Origin of the sequence: Roseateles agri, from assembly GCF_034043675.1 — a bacterium.
Classification (GTDB): Bacteria; Pseudomonadota; Gammaproteobacteria; order Burkholderiales; family Burkholderiaceae_C; genus KK5.
In genome coordinates this window covers 17,303-32,078 of sequence record NZ_JAXCLA010000014.1, presented here as the reverse complement: position 1 = coordinate 32,078, position 14,776 = coordinate 17,303, and the positions used below count along the sequence as shown (strand labels likewise).

The window sequence follows — 14,776 nt, the reverse complement described above, 5'->3', positions numbered from 1 at the left end:
TACCATGCGTATCCACGGAAGGCCTGCTGATTGGCAAGCGGCACGACCCCAGACCTGAAGCCAGTTGCCTTGCGGCGCACAAGGAGCGATGACGATGAAGCCAGATCTCGAAGTGGTACAGATCGGACGCGCCGAGTCGTTCAAGGCCTGGGAGCACGGCTACCCGTTCCACACAGTGCGCTGGCACTTCCATCCGGAGTACGAACTGCACCACGTCGTGCACACCAGTGGCCACTACTTCGTCGGGGACTACATCGGCAACTTCGGGCCGGGCAATCTCGTGCTGACGGGTCCCAACCTGCCGCACAACTGGGTGAGCGACCTGGCGCCGGACTCGCGCATCCCGCTGCGCGGGCGCGTGCTGCAGTTCACCGAGAAGTTCGTGCACGACACCACGGCACTGCTGCCCGAGTTGGCCTGCTTCGAACCACTGCTCAAGCTGAGCCAGCGCGGTGCGCTCTTCACGAACGTAACATCCGCCAGGGTCGGGCCGATGCTGGAGGAACTGGTGCATGCCAGCGAGGTGCGCCGCATCGAGTTGTTCATGTCGATCATCGGCACGCTGAGTCGGGCCAGCGGGGTGCAGGCCCTTGCCAGCGAGGCTTACCACCCGGACCCTTCCGGTTTCATGGCCACCGGCATCAACGAGGCCGTTGCCTACATCAGCGCGCACCTGACGGAGGAGTTCGGCGAAACCGATCTCGCTGACATCGCGCAACTGAGCCCCAGCGGCTTCTCGCGCAGCTTCAGGCGCCATACCGGCATGGGCCTGAGCCAGTTCGTCAACCGGCTGCGCATCAACCTCGCCTGCCAACTGATGATGAGCGAGGAGACGATGTCGATCACCGACATCTGCTTCGCCTCCGGCTTCCGCAACGTGTCCAACTTCAACCGCCAGTTCCTGCGCCAGAAGGGCTACAAGCCCTCGCAGTTCAGGTCGCTGCTGGCGGACCCCATGGGCGAGAGGAAGGCGGCATGAACATGTCGCGGCTCCTCATGAGCGGCTAGTCCCCTCGCCCCGAATCCCTCAATCCCGATGCAGGTACCTCGCGACACGCGCGAGGCGCCGGGCCGCGTTCAGCCCGTCAAACCTGCCCGTTGCCGTTTTCCCCCATGCAGCGAAGGCTGCCCATCACAACCAGACTGGAGACAGAAGATGAATACAAGGATGACCCAAATGACCCGCACCGCCGCCGTGGCCGCGGGCCTGATCATGGGCAGTACCGCCTGGGCCGCAACGGCCGGCACGGTCGCATTCCTGATGCCCGACCAGGCCTCCACGCGCTACGAGCAGCACGACTTCCCCGGCTTCAAGGCCGAGATGGCCAAGCTGTGCGCTGACTGCAAGGTGCTCTACCAGAACGCCAACGGCGACGTCGCCCTCCAGCAGCAGCAGTTCAACGCCGTCATCGCCCAGGGTGCCAAGGTGATCGTGCTCGACCCGGTCGATTCCACGGCGGCGGCTTCGCTGGTCAAGATGGCCCAGGGCAAGGGCATCAAGGTCATCGCCTACGACCGCCCGGTGCCGTCAACGCCGGCCGACTACTACGTGTCCTTCGACAACGAGGGCATCGGCAAGGCGATCGCCGAATCGCTGATGCAGCATCTGAAGGACAAGGGCGTGCCCATCGACAAGGGAGGCGTGCTGCAGGTCAACGGCTCGCCGACGGACGCTGCGGCCGGCCTGATCAAGAACGGCATCCACGCCGGCATCAAGGCGAGCGGCTATAAGACCCTGGCCGAGTTCGACACACCGGATTGGGCGCCGCCGAAAGCCCAGCAGTGGGTGAGCGGCCAGATCACCCGCTTCGGCGCGCAGATCGTCGGCGTCGTGGCCGCCAACGACGGCACGGGCGGCGGCACCATCGCTGCGTTCAAGGCGGCTGGTGTCAATCCGGTGCCCCCGGTCAGCGGCAATGACGCCACCACCGCGGCCCTGCAACTGATCATCGCGGGCGATCAGTACAACACCATCTCCAAGCCCAGCGAGATCGTCGCGGCTGCCGCGGCAAAGATTGCCGTCGGCTTCCTGAACGGCCAGAGGCCGAAAGCGGAAACGACGCTCTACAAGACGCCGTCACAGCTCTTCGTGCCGGCCGTGGTGACGGCGAAGAACCTCAAGGCCGAGATCATCGACAAGGGCATCGCCACGGCCGCTGAACTGTGCACCGGCCGCTACAGCGAAGGCTGCAAGAAGCTCGGCATCACGAACTGAGCCGCCGCCGTCGCAGGGAGCCCGGCCTACCGGGCTCCCTCATTCGCCAGGAGACAAGAATGACCCAGGATGCCACCACCCGGCAGCGCGAGCCCGTGCTCAGCCTGCGCGGGATTTCAAAGAACTTCGGCGCCGTCTCGGCGCTGACCGACATCAACCTCGATGTGCACGCCGGCGAAGTCGTCGCGCTCGTCGGCGACAACGGCGCAGGCAAGTCGACGCTGGTCAAGGTGCTCGCCGGCGTGCACCAGCCGAGCTCAGGGGCCATCTCGTTCTGCGGCCGGCCGGTGACACTGACGGACCCGGCATCGGCACTCGACCTCGGCATCGCCACGGTGTTCCAGGACCTCGCGCTCTGCGAGAACCTCGACGTGGTGGCCAACATCTTCCTCGGCCGCGAGTTGAGCCCGCTGCGCCTGGACGAGGTGTCGATGGAGGTCCGCGCCTGGACCCTGCTCAACGAGCTGGCGGCGCGCATCCCGAGCGTTCGCGACGTGGTCGCCTCGCTGTCCGGCGGCCAGCGGCAGACGGTGGCGATCGCGCGCTCGCTGCTCCTCGATCCCAAGCTCATCATGCTCGACGAGCCGACCGCCGCGCTGGGCGTGGCCCAGACCGCCGAGGTGCTCAACCTGATCGAACGCGTCCGCGACCGCGGCCTCGGCGTGATCATGATCAGCCACAACATGGAAGACGTTCGAGCGGTGGCAGATCGCATCGTCGTCCTTCGCCTCGGGCGCAACAACGGGGTCTTCGACCCCGACTCGTCCAACCAGGATCTGGTGGCCGCGATCACCGGCGCCACCGAGAACGCGGTGTCCCGCCGCGCCAGCCGGCGCCATGACGCCAGCCTCGCCTAAGGAACAAACAAGCCATGAAGGACCAAACTGCTTCAGCGCCGCCGCAGGGCGCGCTCCTCGACCGCAGCGACACCCGCGTGAAACACGCAACGGGCATCGGCAGCACCATCTCCGCCTTCTTCGAGCGAGTGCGCTCGGGCGACCTCGGCTCGCTGCCGGTGGTCGTCGGATTGGTGGTGATCTGGACGGTCTTCACCAGCCTCAACCCCGTCTTCCTGTCGGCCGACAACCTGGTCAACCTGCTGTTCGACTGCTCGACGGTCGGTGTGATCTCGCTGGGTATCGTGTGCGTGCTGATGGTCGGCCAGATCGACTTGTCCGTGGGCTCGATGAGCGGTTTCGCATCGGCGCTGGTCGGCATGCTGTGGGTCAACGAAGGGTGGCCGGTACTCGGCGCCATCGCTGCCGCCGTCGCAGCAGGCGCGGCCGTGGGTGCGCTGTATGCGCTGCTGCTGAACCGCCTGGGCATGCCCAGCTTTGTCTCCACGCTGGCCGGCCTGCTGGCCATCCTCGGCATGCAGCTGTACGTGCTCGGCCCCAGCGGATCGATCAACCTGGAATACGGCACCGGCATGGTGGACTTCGGGCAGATGATGGTCATCCCACGCCCGGTCTCGCACCTGCTGGCCCTGATTCCTGGCCTGCTGATGTTCGTCATGGGCCAGCGCATCGCCAGCCGCCGCCGCGCCGCCAAGCTCTCGGCCATGTCGATGCAAGGCCTGGCCCTGCGCGCCGTGGCGATCACCGTGCTGCTCGAGCTGATCGTCGGGTACCTGAACCAGGGCCGAGGCCTGCCCTTGATGTTCGGCCTGTTCCTGGCGCTGGTGGTGGCGATGGACTACGCCCTCACCCGCACCCGCTGGGGCCGCTCGATGCATGCGGTGGGTGGCAATCATGAGGCGGCGCGCCGCGCGGGCATCAACGTCAAGGGCATCTACGCCAGCGCCTTCATGCTGTGCGCCAGCCTGGCCGCTTTGGGCGGCGTGCTGACGGCTGCACGCCTGGCCTCCGCCAGCCAGCAGGCCGGCACCGGCGACGTCAATCTCAACGCCATCGCCGCAGCGGTGATTGGCGGCACCAGCCTGTTCGGCGGACGCGGGAGTGCCTATTCCGCGGTGCTGGGCATCATCGTGATCCAGTCGATCGCGAGCGGCCTGACCTTGCTGAACCTCTCCTCTTCGCTGCGTTTCATGATCACCGGCGCGGTGCTCGCCATCGCGGTGATCGTGGACTCGCTGGCCCGCCAATCGCGCGTGTCGCACGGCCGCGCCTGACTTCCAACTCCACAGAGCCAAAGACATGACGAACCTCTTCACAGGCCGGGTCGCCGCCATCACCGGCGCGGCATCGGGCATCGGGCTGGAATGCGCGCGCGCACTGATCGCGGAAGGCGCCAAGGTCGTCCTCATCGACCGCGCCAAAGACCGGCTGGAGCAACTGTGCGCCGAGATCGGCCCCCAGGCGCTGCCGCTGGCGATCGACCTGCTGCAGCCTGACGACGTGGCGACGATGCTGCCCCGCATCCTCGACCTGGCGGGCGGTCTGCACATCTTCCACGCCAATGCCGGCGCGTACATCGGTGGTGACGTCACCGAAGGAGATCCCGATGCCTGGGATCGCGTGCTGAACCTGAACGTCAATGCCGCGTTCCGTTCGGTCCACGCCGTGCTGCCGCATCTGGTGGCCCAGAAATCGGGCGACATCATCTTCACCAGTTCGATCGCGGGCATCGTCCCGGTGGTCTGGGAGCCCATCTACACCGCCTCCAAGTTCGCCGTGCAGGCCTTCGTGCACACGACGCGGCGCCAATTGGCGAAGCACGGCGTGCGCGTCGGTGCGGTGGCGCCGGGGCCGGTGGTGACGGCCTTGCTGGACGACTGGCCCCAGGCCAAGATGGACGAGGCGCTGGCGTCGGGCAGCCTGATGCAGCCCAAGGAGGTTGCCGATGCGGTGGTGTTCATGCTCTCGCGACCCCGCAACGTGACAATCCGCGACGTGGTCATCCTGCCCAACAGCGTCGACCTTTGACGGGCCCCGCATCAGCCTCGGAAGAATCCATGAGCGCAGCAGCACAGAGTTCCGCAGCCCCGGCCCCGGCAGGCCACGTGATCGGCGTCGACGTGGGCACCGGCAGCGCCCGGGCCGGGGTGTTCGACCTCCAGGGCAACATGATCGCGGCGTCGAAGCGGGACATCCACCTGTTCCAGGCCGCGGGCGCGATCGTGGAGCAGTCGAGCACCGAGATCTGGGAGGCCGTCTGCCTTGCGGTAAAGGAGGCCGTGGCGCAGGCTGGCATCGCGCCTGCGCAGGTGCGCGGCATCGGCTTCGACGCGACCTGCTCGCTGGTCGTGCTCGGCGAGGGGGGCACGCCGCTGCCGGTCGGACCGTCGGAGGATTCCTCGCGCGACATCATCGTCTGGATGGACCACCGGGCCGTGGCGCAGGCCGAGCGCATCAATGCCGGAGGGCACGCGGTGTTGAAGTACGTGGGCGGACGCATTTCGCCCGAGATGGAAACGCCCAAGCTGCTGTGGCTGCACGAGCACCGCCGCGCCGTCTTCGACGCGGCCTGGCAGTTCTTCGATCTCACCGATTTCCTCACCTGGCGCGCCAGCGGCGACCTCGCCCGCTCGACCTGCACCCTCACCTGCAAGTGGACCTACCTGGCGCACGAGAAGCGCTGGGATGCCAGCTACTTCCGCTCAATCGGACTGGGCATGCTGGCCGACGAGGGCTTCGCCCGCATCGGAGCCCAGGTGGTGGAGCCGGGAACGGCCCTGGGTCAGGGGCTCACGGCACGGGCCGCGATCGAACTCGGGCTGCCCGTGGGTACGCCAGTCGCCGCGGGCCTGATCGACGCCCATGCAGGCGGACTGGCCACGGTCGGCGCTGCCGGGGATCCGGTGAAGAGCCTCGGCTACGTCTTCGGCACCTCCTCCTGCACCATGACGACGACGCGCCAGCCCGCCTTCGTGCCAGGCGTCTGGGGCCCGTACTACTCCGCCATGGTGCCCGAAGCCTGGCTCAACGAAGGCGGCCAGTCTGTCGCAGGTGCCGCGATCGAGCGGCTGCTCGCGCAGCACCCGGCGGCCACCGAGGCGCGGCGCCTCGCGGCGGAAGCCGGTGAGCAGTTGCCGGCATGGCTGGCGGGAGCGGCAGCGCGGAACTCTCGGTCGCTGTCGCAAACGGTCGACCTGGCACACGGACTGCACGTGGTGCCGGAATTCCTCGGCAACCGCGCCCCCTTGGCCGATCCGCATGCGCGCGCAACGATCTCCGGCCTCGGCATGGAGGTCGACATCGACAGCCTCGTGGCCCTGTACGTGGCAGGCCTGTGCGGCCTCGGCTACGGATTGCGGCAGATCATCGAGGTGCAGGCCCAGGCCGGCGCGCCGATCGAGCAGGTGGTGATCAGCGGCGGCGCGGGCCGGCTCGACCTGATCCGGCAACTGCTCGCGGACACGACCGGCAAGCCGGTGCTGGCCACACGCGCCGAGGAGCCCGTGCTGCTCGGCGCCGCCATGCTCGGTGCCGTCGCGTCGCGCTGCTTCCCGGACGCGCCTTCGGCGATGTCGGCAATGTCCAGGATCGCACAGACCTACACACCGGCAGGCGGCCCCATCTCCGACCGGCACGACGCCCGCTACCGCGCCTTCGAACGCCTTCAGGCCGTGAACCGAGAGATCCGCGACGCCGAGCGCCAGGCGCAGGCCTGAAGTCGAGCACCCCTCAGGCGTACCCGCCGTCGAAAGCGTCGGCCTGCATGCCGGGGAAGGCCTGGCCCAGCAGGCCCAGCAGTTCCGTCTCGCCGGCACTGCCGCCCTGGGCGGACCAGTAGCGGTAGTCGGGCTCGGGCATGCGGGTCTCGATCAGCGCCATCGCGTGCCGGCAGGCGAGCATCGAGATGGGATCGCGCTCCGTCTCGCTTTGCGCGGCGAAGGCCTCGCCCGCGCCGATCAGTTGGGCGGCCACCTGCACCTCGCCGGCCGCGGCCGCCACCCAGGCGAAGACCTCGCAGCGCGAGCGCAACAGGTTGGCCTGCTGCAGCGCCAGCACCGAATCGCCGACGCTGGCCACCGCCTCCTCGATGCGGCCGGCAGCCACCAGCGCCGCCGTCAAGCCGGACAGCGCGCGGGCGCGCGCAAGACCTTGGCGGATGCTGTCGTCGAAGTGCTGCAGCAGCTCCTGGAAGTCTTCGACGGCGGCCTCGGCCTGGCCCATCTGCAGGTGGGTCCAGGCCATGTCGGCCATCAGCAGCAGCCGGTAGCGGTCCACGTCCTGCGCCAGGGCCAGCGCGAGGGCTGCCTGCTGGTGGCGCAAGGCCTCCTCGTGCTGCTGCCGTGCATCGGCCAGCATCGCCTCGACGCGCAGGCGCCGCATGCGGTCGGCGGCCGATACGCCGGTCTGCTCCAGCTCGCGCGCCGCGGCCAGGTGTTGCTCGGCCCGCTCCGCGCGGCCGGCGCGCAGCTCGGCCTCGGCCAGATGACGCTGGCAGGCATGGCGGTGTCGCCGTTCACCCAGTGCCGCGAACATCGAGTCGGCGGTCAGCAGCGCCTCCACGCACTGGGAGCTGGGCAAGCGGCCCTCGACGCCGAGCCGGCCCAGCCAATGCCAGTAGCGCGCGGCCAGCGGCGCGGGGCAGTCGTCGTCGAGCAGGGGCTGCACGTCGAGCAGGTGGTCCAGCGCCTCGCGGATCGCACCGCCCGCGGCCAGCACGACCGAGATGTAGGTGGCGATGGTCACGGCCAGTTCGCCCTGCCCCGGCGCGGTCAATGCCCAGGCGAGCGCGGCGCGGGCATTGGGCATTTCCTGCCACATCCACGTGCTGTCGCGCTCGCGTGCAGCCAACAGGCACAGCCGGCCCAGCGCCTGCGCGTGGCGGGCCTGCCAGTCGATGCCGTCGCCGCTCTCGGACTCGGCCTGCAGGCAGTCCAGCGCGAAGGTGCGGGTCGTCTCGAGCAGGCGGTAGCGCGGCGGCGTGCCGGGCTGCAAGGTGACCAGCGAGCGATCGACCAGCACGTTCAGGTGCTCGATCAGGTTCTCGCCGTCCTCGGTGCCCTGCTCGCCCAGCAGCAGTTCGGCGCCCACCAGGCTGAAGCCGCCGGGGAACACGGCCAGGCGCTGCAGCACCTCCTGCGCCTGCGGGCTCAGCAGCTGGTGACTCCACTCCAGCGCGGCCTGCACGCTGCGGTGCCGCGAGGGTGCCGTGCGCGGCCCGCGTGCCAGCAGGCGCAGGCGGTCGTAGAGGCGGCTGCGCACGCCCGCCAGGCCCAGCACGGGCACGCGGGCAGCGGCGAATTCCAGCGCCAGCGGCACGCCGTCGAGCTGGCGGCAGATCTCGATCATCTCCACCAGCTCCGGCGCGGAGGGCTCGAAGATCCCGCCCATCGCGGCGCGCACGCGCTCCAGCAGCATGCGCACGGCGCCGTAGGCGGTGGCGTCCTCGTCGTGCGAGGAGGTCGGCACCTCCAGCGGATTGAGGCGCAGGATGCGTTCGCCCGGCACGCGCAGCGGCTCCTGGCTGGTGGCCAGCACGTGCACGCGGCGCGCCCGGCTCAAGAGGCCGTCGACCAGGGTGGCGACGGCATCGATGATGTGCTCGCAGTTGTCCAGCACCAGCAGCAGTTCGCGGTGCTGCAGCTGGGCGATGCACTCGCGCAGCGGATCGCGCTTGCCGTCCAGCTCGATACCCACGACCTCGCTGACCGCCTGCGGCAGCATGGCCGGATCGGTCACGCTGCCCAGCTCCACGCGCCAGGCGCCGTGCGCGTAGCGCCGCTCGGCGGCCAGTTGCACGGCCGCCTGCGTGGCCAGCGTGGTCTTGCCCACGCCGGCCAGGCCGCACAGGGTCACGCAGGACAGCGCGTCGAAGGCGTCCCGCACCTGGATCAGCTCCTGCTCGCGGCCGTACAGCGGCTCCAGCCGCACCGGCAGGTTGCCCGCCGGCGCCGCATCGGCGGCGGCTTCGCCCTCGCCCGAGGCCTGGGCGACGAAGCGGTAGCCACGGCCGGTGACCGTGCTGATCACGTTCGATCCGAGCACGCGGCGCAGCGCCGCGATCTGCACGCTCAGGTTGTTTTCCTCGACGAAGAGGCCGGGCCAGATCTTGGCGAACAGCTCCGCCTTGGGCACGACCCGACCCCGCTGCTCGACCAGCAGCATCAACAGGTCGAAGGCGCGCGCGCCCAAGGTGGCCGGCACGCCGTCCACCCACACCTGGCGGCGCGTCGGATGGATCTGCACGCGCCCGAACTTCAACTCCTCCGACATGCCATTCCTGCTCTACTGATCGTTTCCGTGGGATGAGGGGTTTCCGCGCTGCACCGGCAGCGCCTGCAGCACGCGGAAGTACACATTGTCGAACCAAGCGGGCACGGCGTGCTTGTCGACGAGCTGAAGATCCGGCATCGCCTCGATCATGCGTTCCAGCGCCCGCGGCACGATGATGCCTTGCAAGGCCTTGCCGACGCATTCGTGGATGCCATGGCCCAGCGACAGATTGCCCGCGCCGGGATCGCGGTCATAGATGAACTGCTCGGGGTCGCCGCCGCCGATGCCGGCATCGCGGTTGGCCGAGCCGATCAGCGCGAACACCGGCGCACCGGCCGGCAGCTTCACGCCGCAGAACTCCTGCTCGCGCGTCGAATAGCGGTCGATGATGGTCACCGGCGGCTCGACGCGGCGCGCCTCGTCCAGCGCGAGCTTGAGCTTGGCGTCGAAGGCGGGCTTGTCGTCGCGGCGCAGCGCGGCCAGCGTCTTCCAGGGGTGCCGGTCGTCCCTCAGCAGGTTCAGCGTGGACGTGCCGAGCAGGAAGTGGGCCGACATGCTGGCCAGCACGATCTGCTGCAAGGTGGCCAGCGATTCGCTGAACTTCAGCGGCCGGCTGCCGCCGGGCGAGAACAGCACCGTAGCCTGGGCAACCCCGCCGATCATCGTGCCCTCGTAATGGCGGCCGCCGAAATGGCTCTGCACCCAGGCCTTGCCGAGTTCCATGAACATGAAGGCCATCAGCCGCAGGCCGCCGACCATGAAGGGCAGCTCGGGCTTGCCGTAGTGGGTCATCTGCATCTGGGCCAGCGCATCGCAGGCCTCGATGTCCGTCGGCCTGCGCAGCCCGAAGAGGCGCCAGATGACGTGCCGCGGCACGGTCCAGCCATAGGCGGACATGAAGTCGAACTGCTCCAGACGCGCCTTGCCGTCGCCGGCTTCCAGCTTGGCCAACGCCTCGGCGGCCAGTTCGTCCGTCAAGGCCGGCGCGCGGGCGAGCGCCTTGTTGAAGACATCGTTCAGCACCTCACGCATGACCGTATGGCGCGGTGGGTCCATCGTCAGGATGCCGCGCGGCGTGCCCGGCGCCGCCTGCATGAAGCCCTCGTGGTTCTGCAGCAGCTCCGTGCAGGCCTTGCGGGTCAGCACCCAGTAGGCCTGGAACTCCTTCACCCACACGATCTCACGGCCCGCCGCACGCCAGCCCGCGTAGAGCGGATAGGGCCGGTTGATGAACGCAGGCGCCAGCGTGTCGACGCTGACCTTCAGCGCCTCGTCCTGCGGCTCGAACTGCGCACGCTGCGGCGGCCCCAGGTCCGCCGAATCGGCCTTGCGCAGCAGCCAGCGGGTCAACGCCGAGCGCCAGGACGCCGGCAGGATGGAGAAGACCCACAGCACGAAATTGGCGATGCCCTGGAGCAGCCCCGGCAGGGCGAGACCGGCTCGGGCACGCACCTCGAAGACCGAGCTTTCGCGGCTCGGCTCGGTCTCGCGCGGCGCCGGCGTGGCCTCGGCAGCCAGCCCCTTGAGCATCTTCAGGCCGGGGAAGAACAAATAGACGCCACCGCGTGTTCTCACCAGCGGCGGGATGGAAGCGGTCAGTGGCGGTTGGCGCAGGTGGGGGCAGGTGCTGTGCTGGGTCGGGATGTGGAAGTCTGTCGGGCCCTCGCGCAGGCCGGCGATCGCGTCCTGCGTGCCGCGGATGCCGCTGGCGGCCACGCTGCCCTGCAGCCATTGCTGCTGGATGAACTCGAACTGGCGCTCGATGCTGGCGCCGATGAAGAGACCCATGAAGCCGCGCTTGTTGACGCTGGCGCCCTGCCCGTCCACCTCGGGCCAGGCGGAAGGCATGCCACGCCGGATCAGGCGGCGCGAGTGCGGCTGGCCGATCACGCGGGCCGAGCGCGGGTTGCTGCGGCGGATGTGCGCGCCGGCCGGGCAGCGCAGGCCGTCGAAGTCCTCGTGCACATGCGGGTGCTCCCAGGAGGGCGCGTAGTCGAAGCCGTTGGTCACGCCCGCCTGCTTCGCGTACTCCGGCGCCAGCGACAGCGGCTGGCCCTCCGGCCAGCGGCCCAGCAGCTTGGCCTTGAACAGCTCTGGATCGAGGCCCAGGCGCTGCGACTCCGTCGCCACCGTGGCGTGGAAGGTGTCCACGTCCTGCTCGAACAAGCGCAGCGCGCCGAAGGTGCCGTTACTCGCCAGGTCCGCCGGCAGGTCGCCCAGAGAGCTGCCGCCGTAGACGCTCGCGTAGTCGCGGCCGAGCAGGAACTCGCCGGGGCTGGCGGCGGGCTGGAAGTCCCGCTTGGCGAGCTTGTCCTGCGGGCGCATGCCGGCGATGCGCGGGCCGGACAGGCCGTCGCGGTAGCCGAAGTATTCGTGGCCGTGCTCCAGCGCCTTGGCGGCGTGGCGGTAGACCTGCCGCATGCCGGCCGGCGCGAGCAGGCCCGGCGGCACGGCGCCATCGGGCCAGCCGGCCTTGGCCCAGACGACCAGCACCACGTGGATGTCCTGCTCGGCCCGGCCGAACAGCCAGCCCTCCGGCTTGCTGGGACCGGTATCGCCATTGAGCGCACCGCGCGCGGCGGAGCCTTCGCGGAAGGCCTGCGGGAAGCGCTGCAGATCGTCGCCACGCTCGGGCAGCAGCGCCGCCATGCCAGCATGGGTGAGGCCGACGTTGGTCAGCACCTGGGGCGCGCCATCGGCCCAGGGCGCGGCACTGGCCACATCGAGCCCGGCCAGCCAGCCGCGCGCCGCGGCGGCATCGGTGACGGTGTAGAACAGGTACTCGGCCTCGGCCGCGTTGTAGCCGCGCAGGATGTTGGCCTGCACATCGTGCAGGTCGATGCGGGAGGCGGGATGGTCCAGCGCCGGCGGCGGCAGCGTCGCATGCGGGCCGGCGATGTCGATGGCGGTCTTTTCGGGATAGGCGCTGTACAGCGGCAGTTCCTCCTTGGGCGGGAACAGCAGCTCGTCGCGGCCCTTGTCGCGCGGGAAGACAGGCACGCGGTTCCAGTACTGGACGAAGGCCCAGAACTCGTCCGGGTACTCGCGCACCGGCAACGGCGGCCGTGGCTTGCAGTAGGACAGCAGCAGGTCGAACACGTCGCCCAGCGCGATCACGAAGTCCATTACATAGGGCTCCAGCGGCCCGTCGAACTCGGTCGTCACCATCAACGCCCGCCCATCCCAGGACGGCACGAAGCGCGCGAAATGGACGAAGGACAGCGACTCCAGCGCCTGCTGGGCCACCTTCTCCGACACCGCGATGTCCAGCAGCAATTGCGGCAGGCGCTCGGGATGCTCCAAGGGCAGCGCGAGATTCAGGCCATGACTGACCTGCGCGCTGTTGTCGGGCAGCCAACGCTTCGCCCACTCGGGGATCTTCTCCATTTCCCTCTCCTCGTTGATGTCTGTTGTCGCCGTGCCGCGTCGTTTCTCTGGCGGAAACGCGCTGCCGATCGTTGTCAGTTCATGCGCACGCAGCCCCTCAGCTGCGAATGCGCATCATGCAACAGGCGGAAACAAAGAAAGGCGCCCGAGGCGCCTTTCTTCATCGATCGGAGCAGAGGGCCTGCCCGCGCTACGCCAAGGGGTCGCGAAGGCCCGCCAAAGGGCGCCAATCTAGGCGCGGCACGCCGCCCGCACTCGCGTGCGGGCAAGGGCTGCAACGACGAGTGGCGCCCTTTGGCGTGCCTTCCCGAAGGGTTGTGGCCAGAAAGGCCGCATCCAGCGTTGCAAATCCTCGCCGGGCACGCGCCCGGCTTGCGGTTTGCGCCTTGTCTGCGGCCTTTCTGGTCACAACGCGACCCCTTGGCGTAGCGCGGGCAGGCCCTGAGTTCAGCGCTGGATGTCGCCCAGACAGAGGTACTTGGCCTCGACATAGTCCTCGATGCCCTGGCGACCACCCTCGCGGCCGAGGCCGGATTGCTTGACGCCGCCGAAGGGCACCTCGGCCGTCGAGATCAGGCCGGTGTTGATGCCGACCATGCCGTACTCCAGCGCCTCGCCGACGCGGAAGATGCGGCCGATGTCGCGGCTGTAGAAGTAGCTGGCGAGGCCGAACTCGGTGCTGTTGGCCAGGGCGATGGCGTCGGCCTCGGTCTGGAAGCGGAACACCGGCGCGACTGGGCCGAAGGTTTCCTCCCGCGCGCAGAGCATCTGCTGAGAGGCGTCGGCCAGGATGGTGGGCTCGTAGAACTGCGCGCCCAGGCCCTCGGCGCGCTTGCCGCCCGTCACCAGGCGTGCACCCAGCGCCAGCGCGTCGGCGACGTGGGTCTCGACCTTCTCGACGGCTGCCGGCTCGATCAGCGGGCCGACCGTCACGCCGGCGTCGAAGCCATTGCCCAGCTTGAGCCCCGCGACCTTGGTGGCCAGCTTTTCCAGGAAGGCGTCGTAGACGCCGGCCTGCACATAGATGCGGTTGGCGCAGACGCAGGTCTGGCCGGCGTTGCGGTACTTGCTGATCAGCGCGCCCTCGGCGGCGCTGTCCAGGTCGGCGTCGTCGAAGACGATGAAGGGCGCGTTGCCGCCGAGTTCCAGCGAGAGCTTCTTGATCGTCGGCGCGCACTGCTGCATCAGGATGCGGCCGACTTCGGTGGAGCCGGTGAAGGACAGGTGCCGCACGACATCGCTGGCGCACAGCACCTTGCCGATGGCGATGGACTGCTGCGAATCGGCCGTCAGCACGTTCAGCACGCCAGCCGGCATGCCGGCGCGCTGCGCCAGTTCGGCCACGGCCAGCGCGGACAGCGGCGTGGCCTCGGCCGGCTTGATGACGACCGGGCAGCCGGCGGCGAGCGCGGGCGCGACCTTGCGGGTGATCATCGCGATCGGGAAGTTCCAGGGCGTGATCGCCGCGCAGACGCCGATCGACTGCTTCAGCACCAGGTAGCGCTTGCCGGCATCGGTGGTCGGGATGGTCTCGCCGTAGACGCGCTTGCCTTCCTCGGCGAACCAGTCGATGAAGCTGGCGCCGTAGCTGACCTCGCCCTTGGCCTCGGCCAGCGGCTTGCCCTGCTCGGCCGTCATGATGCGGGCGAGGTCGTCCGCGTGCTTGATCAGCAGTTGCTGCCAGCGCAGCAGGATCGCCGCGCGCTCCTTGGCCGGCTTGCTGCGCCACGGGCCCCAGGCATTGTTGGCGGCGGCGATGGCCGCCTCGGTGTCGGATTCGCCGAGATTGGCGACCTCGGCCAGCAGCGCGCCGGTGGCCGGGTCGTGCACGGCGAAGGTCGACTTGCCGGACACCCATTCGCCGTTGATCAGCGCCTGCGTCTTCAGCAGGCTGGCATCGTTGAGGGCTTGCAGGGGGCTGTCCATGGCATCTCACTCCAGAGGAAAACGGCTTGCGACTCTACCTGCTCGGAGCAATGCGCGTACCCGAGTCGGTGCGGGTGCCGCACCTATAATCGAATGTTCGCAAAATCAAGCGTGAAAGCCC

9 protein-coding genes are annotated in these 14,776 nt (G+C 69.0%); 6 read left to right on the top strand and 3 right to left on the bottom strand.

Features of this window, described 5'->3' with window-relative positions; translation table 11 throughout:
- The first annotated feature begins 94 nt into the window (after positions 1-94).
- From SNE35_RS31825 to SNE35_RS31800, 6 genes are all read left to right on the top strand, one after another.
- Complete coding sequence (locus SNE35_RS31825; RefSeq protein ID WP_320427098.1) at positions 95-979, top strand: AraC family transcriptional regulator; 885 nt, start codon at positions 95-97, stop codon at positions 977-979.
- 198 nt (positions 980-1,177) lie between these two features.
- Positions 1,178-2,215, top strand: a complete 1,038-nt coding sequence (locus SNE35_RS31820) for an ABC transporter substrate-binding protein (protein WP_320427097.1) — start codon at positions 1,178-1,180, stop codon at positions 2,213-2,215.
- 59 nt (positions 2,216-2,274) lie between these two features.
- Positions 2,275-3,072, top strand: a complete 798-nt coding sequence (locus tag SNE35_RS31815; protein ID WP_320427096.1) for an ATP-binding cassette domain-containing protein — start codon at positions 2,275-2,277, stop codon at positions 3,070-3,072.
- A 14-nt stretch (positions 3,073-3,086) separates the two neighbouring features.
- The gene (locus SNE35_RS31810) at positions 3,087-4,346 is read left to right on the top strand and encodes a sugar ABC transporter permease (RefSeq protein WP_320427095.1); all 1,260 of its coding nucleotides are present in this window, start codon (positions 3,087-3,089) and stop codon (positions 4,344-4,346) included.
- Positions 4,347-4,371: 25 nt separating this feature from the next.
- Positions 4,372-5,100 (top strand): SDR family oxidoreductase, encoded by a 729-nt coding sequence (locus tag SNE35_RS31805; protein ID WP_320427094.1) that lies wholly within the window; start codon positions 4,372-4,374, stop codon positions 5,098-5,100.
- Positions 5,101-5,129: 29 nt separating this feature from the next.
- Positions 5,130-6,788, top strand: coding sequence for an FGGY-family carbohydrate kinase (locus SNE35_RS31800; RefSeq protein WP_320427093.1), 1,659 nt, complete (start codon positions 5,130-5,132; stop codon positions 6,786-6,788).
- A gap of 13 nt (positions 6,789-6,801) precedes the next feature.
- Here the strand turns inward: SNE35_RS31800 and SNE35_RS31795 are convergent, their stop codons facing one another.
- The 3 genes from SNE35_RS31795 to SNE35_RS31785 form a co-directional block, all read right to left on the bottom strand.
- Positions 6,802-9,342: an ATP-binding protein gene (locus tag SNE35_RS31795; RefSeq protein ID WP_320427092.1), complete on the bottom strand. Its 2,541-nt coding sequence runs from the start codon at positions 9,340-9,342 to the stop codon at positions 6,802-6,804.
- 12 nt (positions 9,343-9,354) lie between these two features.
- The gene (locus SNE35_RS31790; protein ID WP_320427091.1) at positions 9,355-12,729 is read right to left on the bottom strand and encodes a hypothetical protein; all 3,375 of its coding nucleotides are present in this window, start codon (positions 12,727-12,729) and stop codon (positions 9,355-9,357) included.
- Between the two features lie 447 nt (positions 12,730-13,176).
- Positions 13,177-14,655, bottom strand: coding sequence for an NAD-dependent succinate-semialdehyde dehydrogenase (locus SNE35_RS31785; RefSeq protein WP_320427090.1), 1,479 nt, complete (start codon positions 14,653-14,655; stop codon positions 13,177-13,179).
- Positions 14,656-14,776 lie beyond the last annotated feature (121 nt).

Excerpts from the sequence above, each read along its gene's own strand:
- SNE35_RS31825 (WP_320427098.1), top strand. The coding sequence starts at position 95 with ATGAAGCCAGATCTCGAAGTGGTACAGATCGGACGCGCCGAGTCGTTC.
- SNE35_RS31820 (WP_320427097.1), top strand. The coding sequence starts at position 1,178 with ATGACCCGCACCGCCGCCGTGGCCGCGGGCCTGATCATGGGCAGTACC.
- SNE35_RS31815 (WP_320427096.1), top strand. The coding sequence starts at position 2,275 with ATGACCCAGGATGCCACCACCCGGCAGCGCGAGCCCGTGCTCAGCCTG.
- SNE35_RS31810 (WP_320427095.1), top strand. The coding sequence starts at position 3,087 with ATGAAGGACCAAACTGCTTCAGCGCCGCCGCAGGGCGCGCTCCTCGAC.
- SNE35_RS31805 (WP_320427094.1), top strand. The coding sequence starts at position 4,372 with ATGACGAACCTCTTCACAGGCCGGGTCGCCGCCATCACCGGCGCGGCA.
- SNE35_RS31800 (WP_320427093.1), top strand. The coding sequence starts at position 5,130 with ATGAGCGCAGCAGCACAGAGTTCCGCAGCCCCGGCCCCGGCAGGCCAC.
- SNE35_RS31795 (WP_320427092.1), bottom strand. The coding sequence starts at position 9,342 with ATGTCGGAGGAGTTGAAGTTCGGGCGCGTGCAGATCCATCCGACGCGC.
- SNE35_RS31790 (WP_320427091.1), bottom strand. The coding sequence starts at position 12,729 with ATGGAGAAGATCCCCGAGTGGGCGAAGCGTTGGCTGCCCGACAACAGC.
- SNE35_RS31785 (WP_320427090.1), bottom strand. The coding sequence starts at position 14,655 with ATGGACAGCCCCCTGCAAGCCCTCAACGATGCCAGCCTGCTGAAGACG.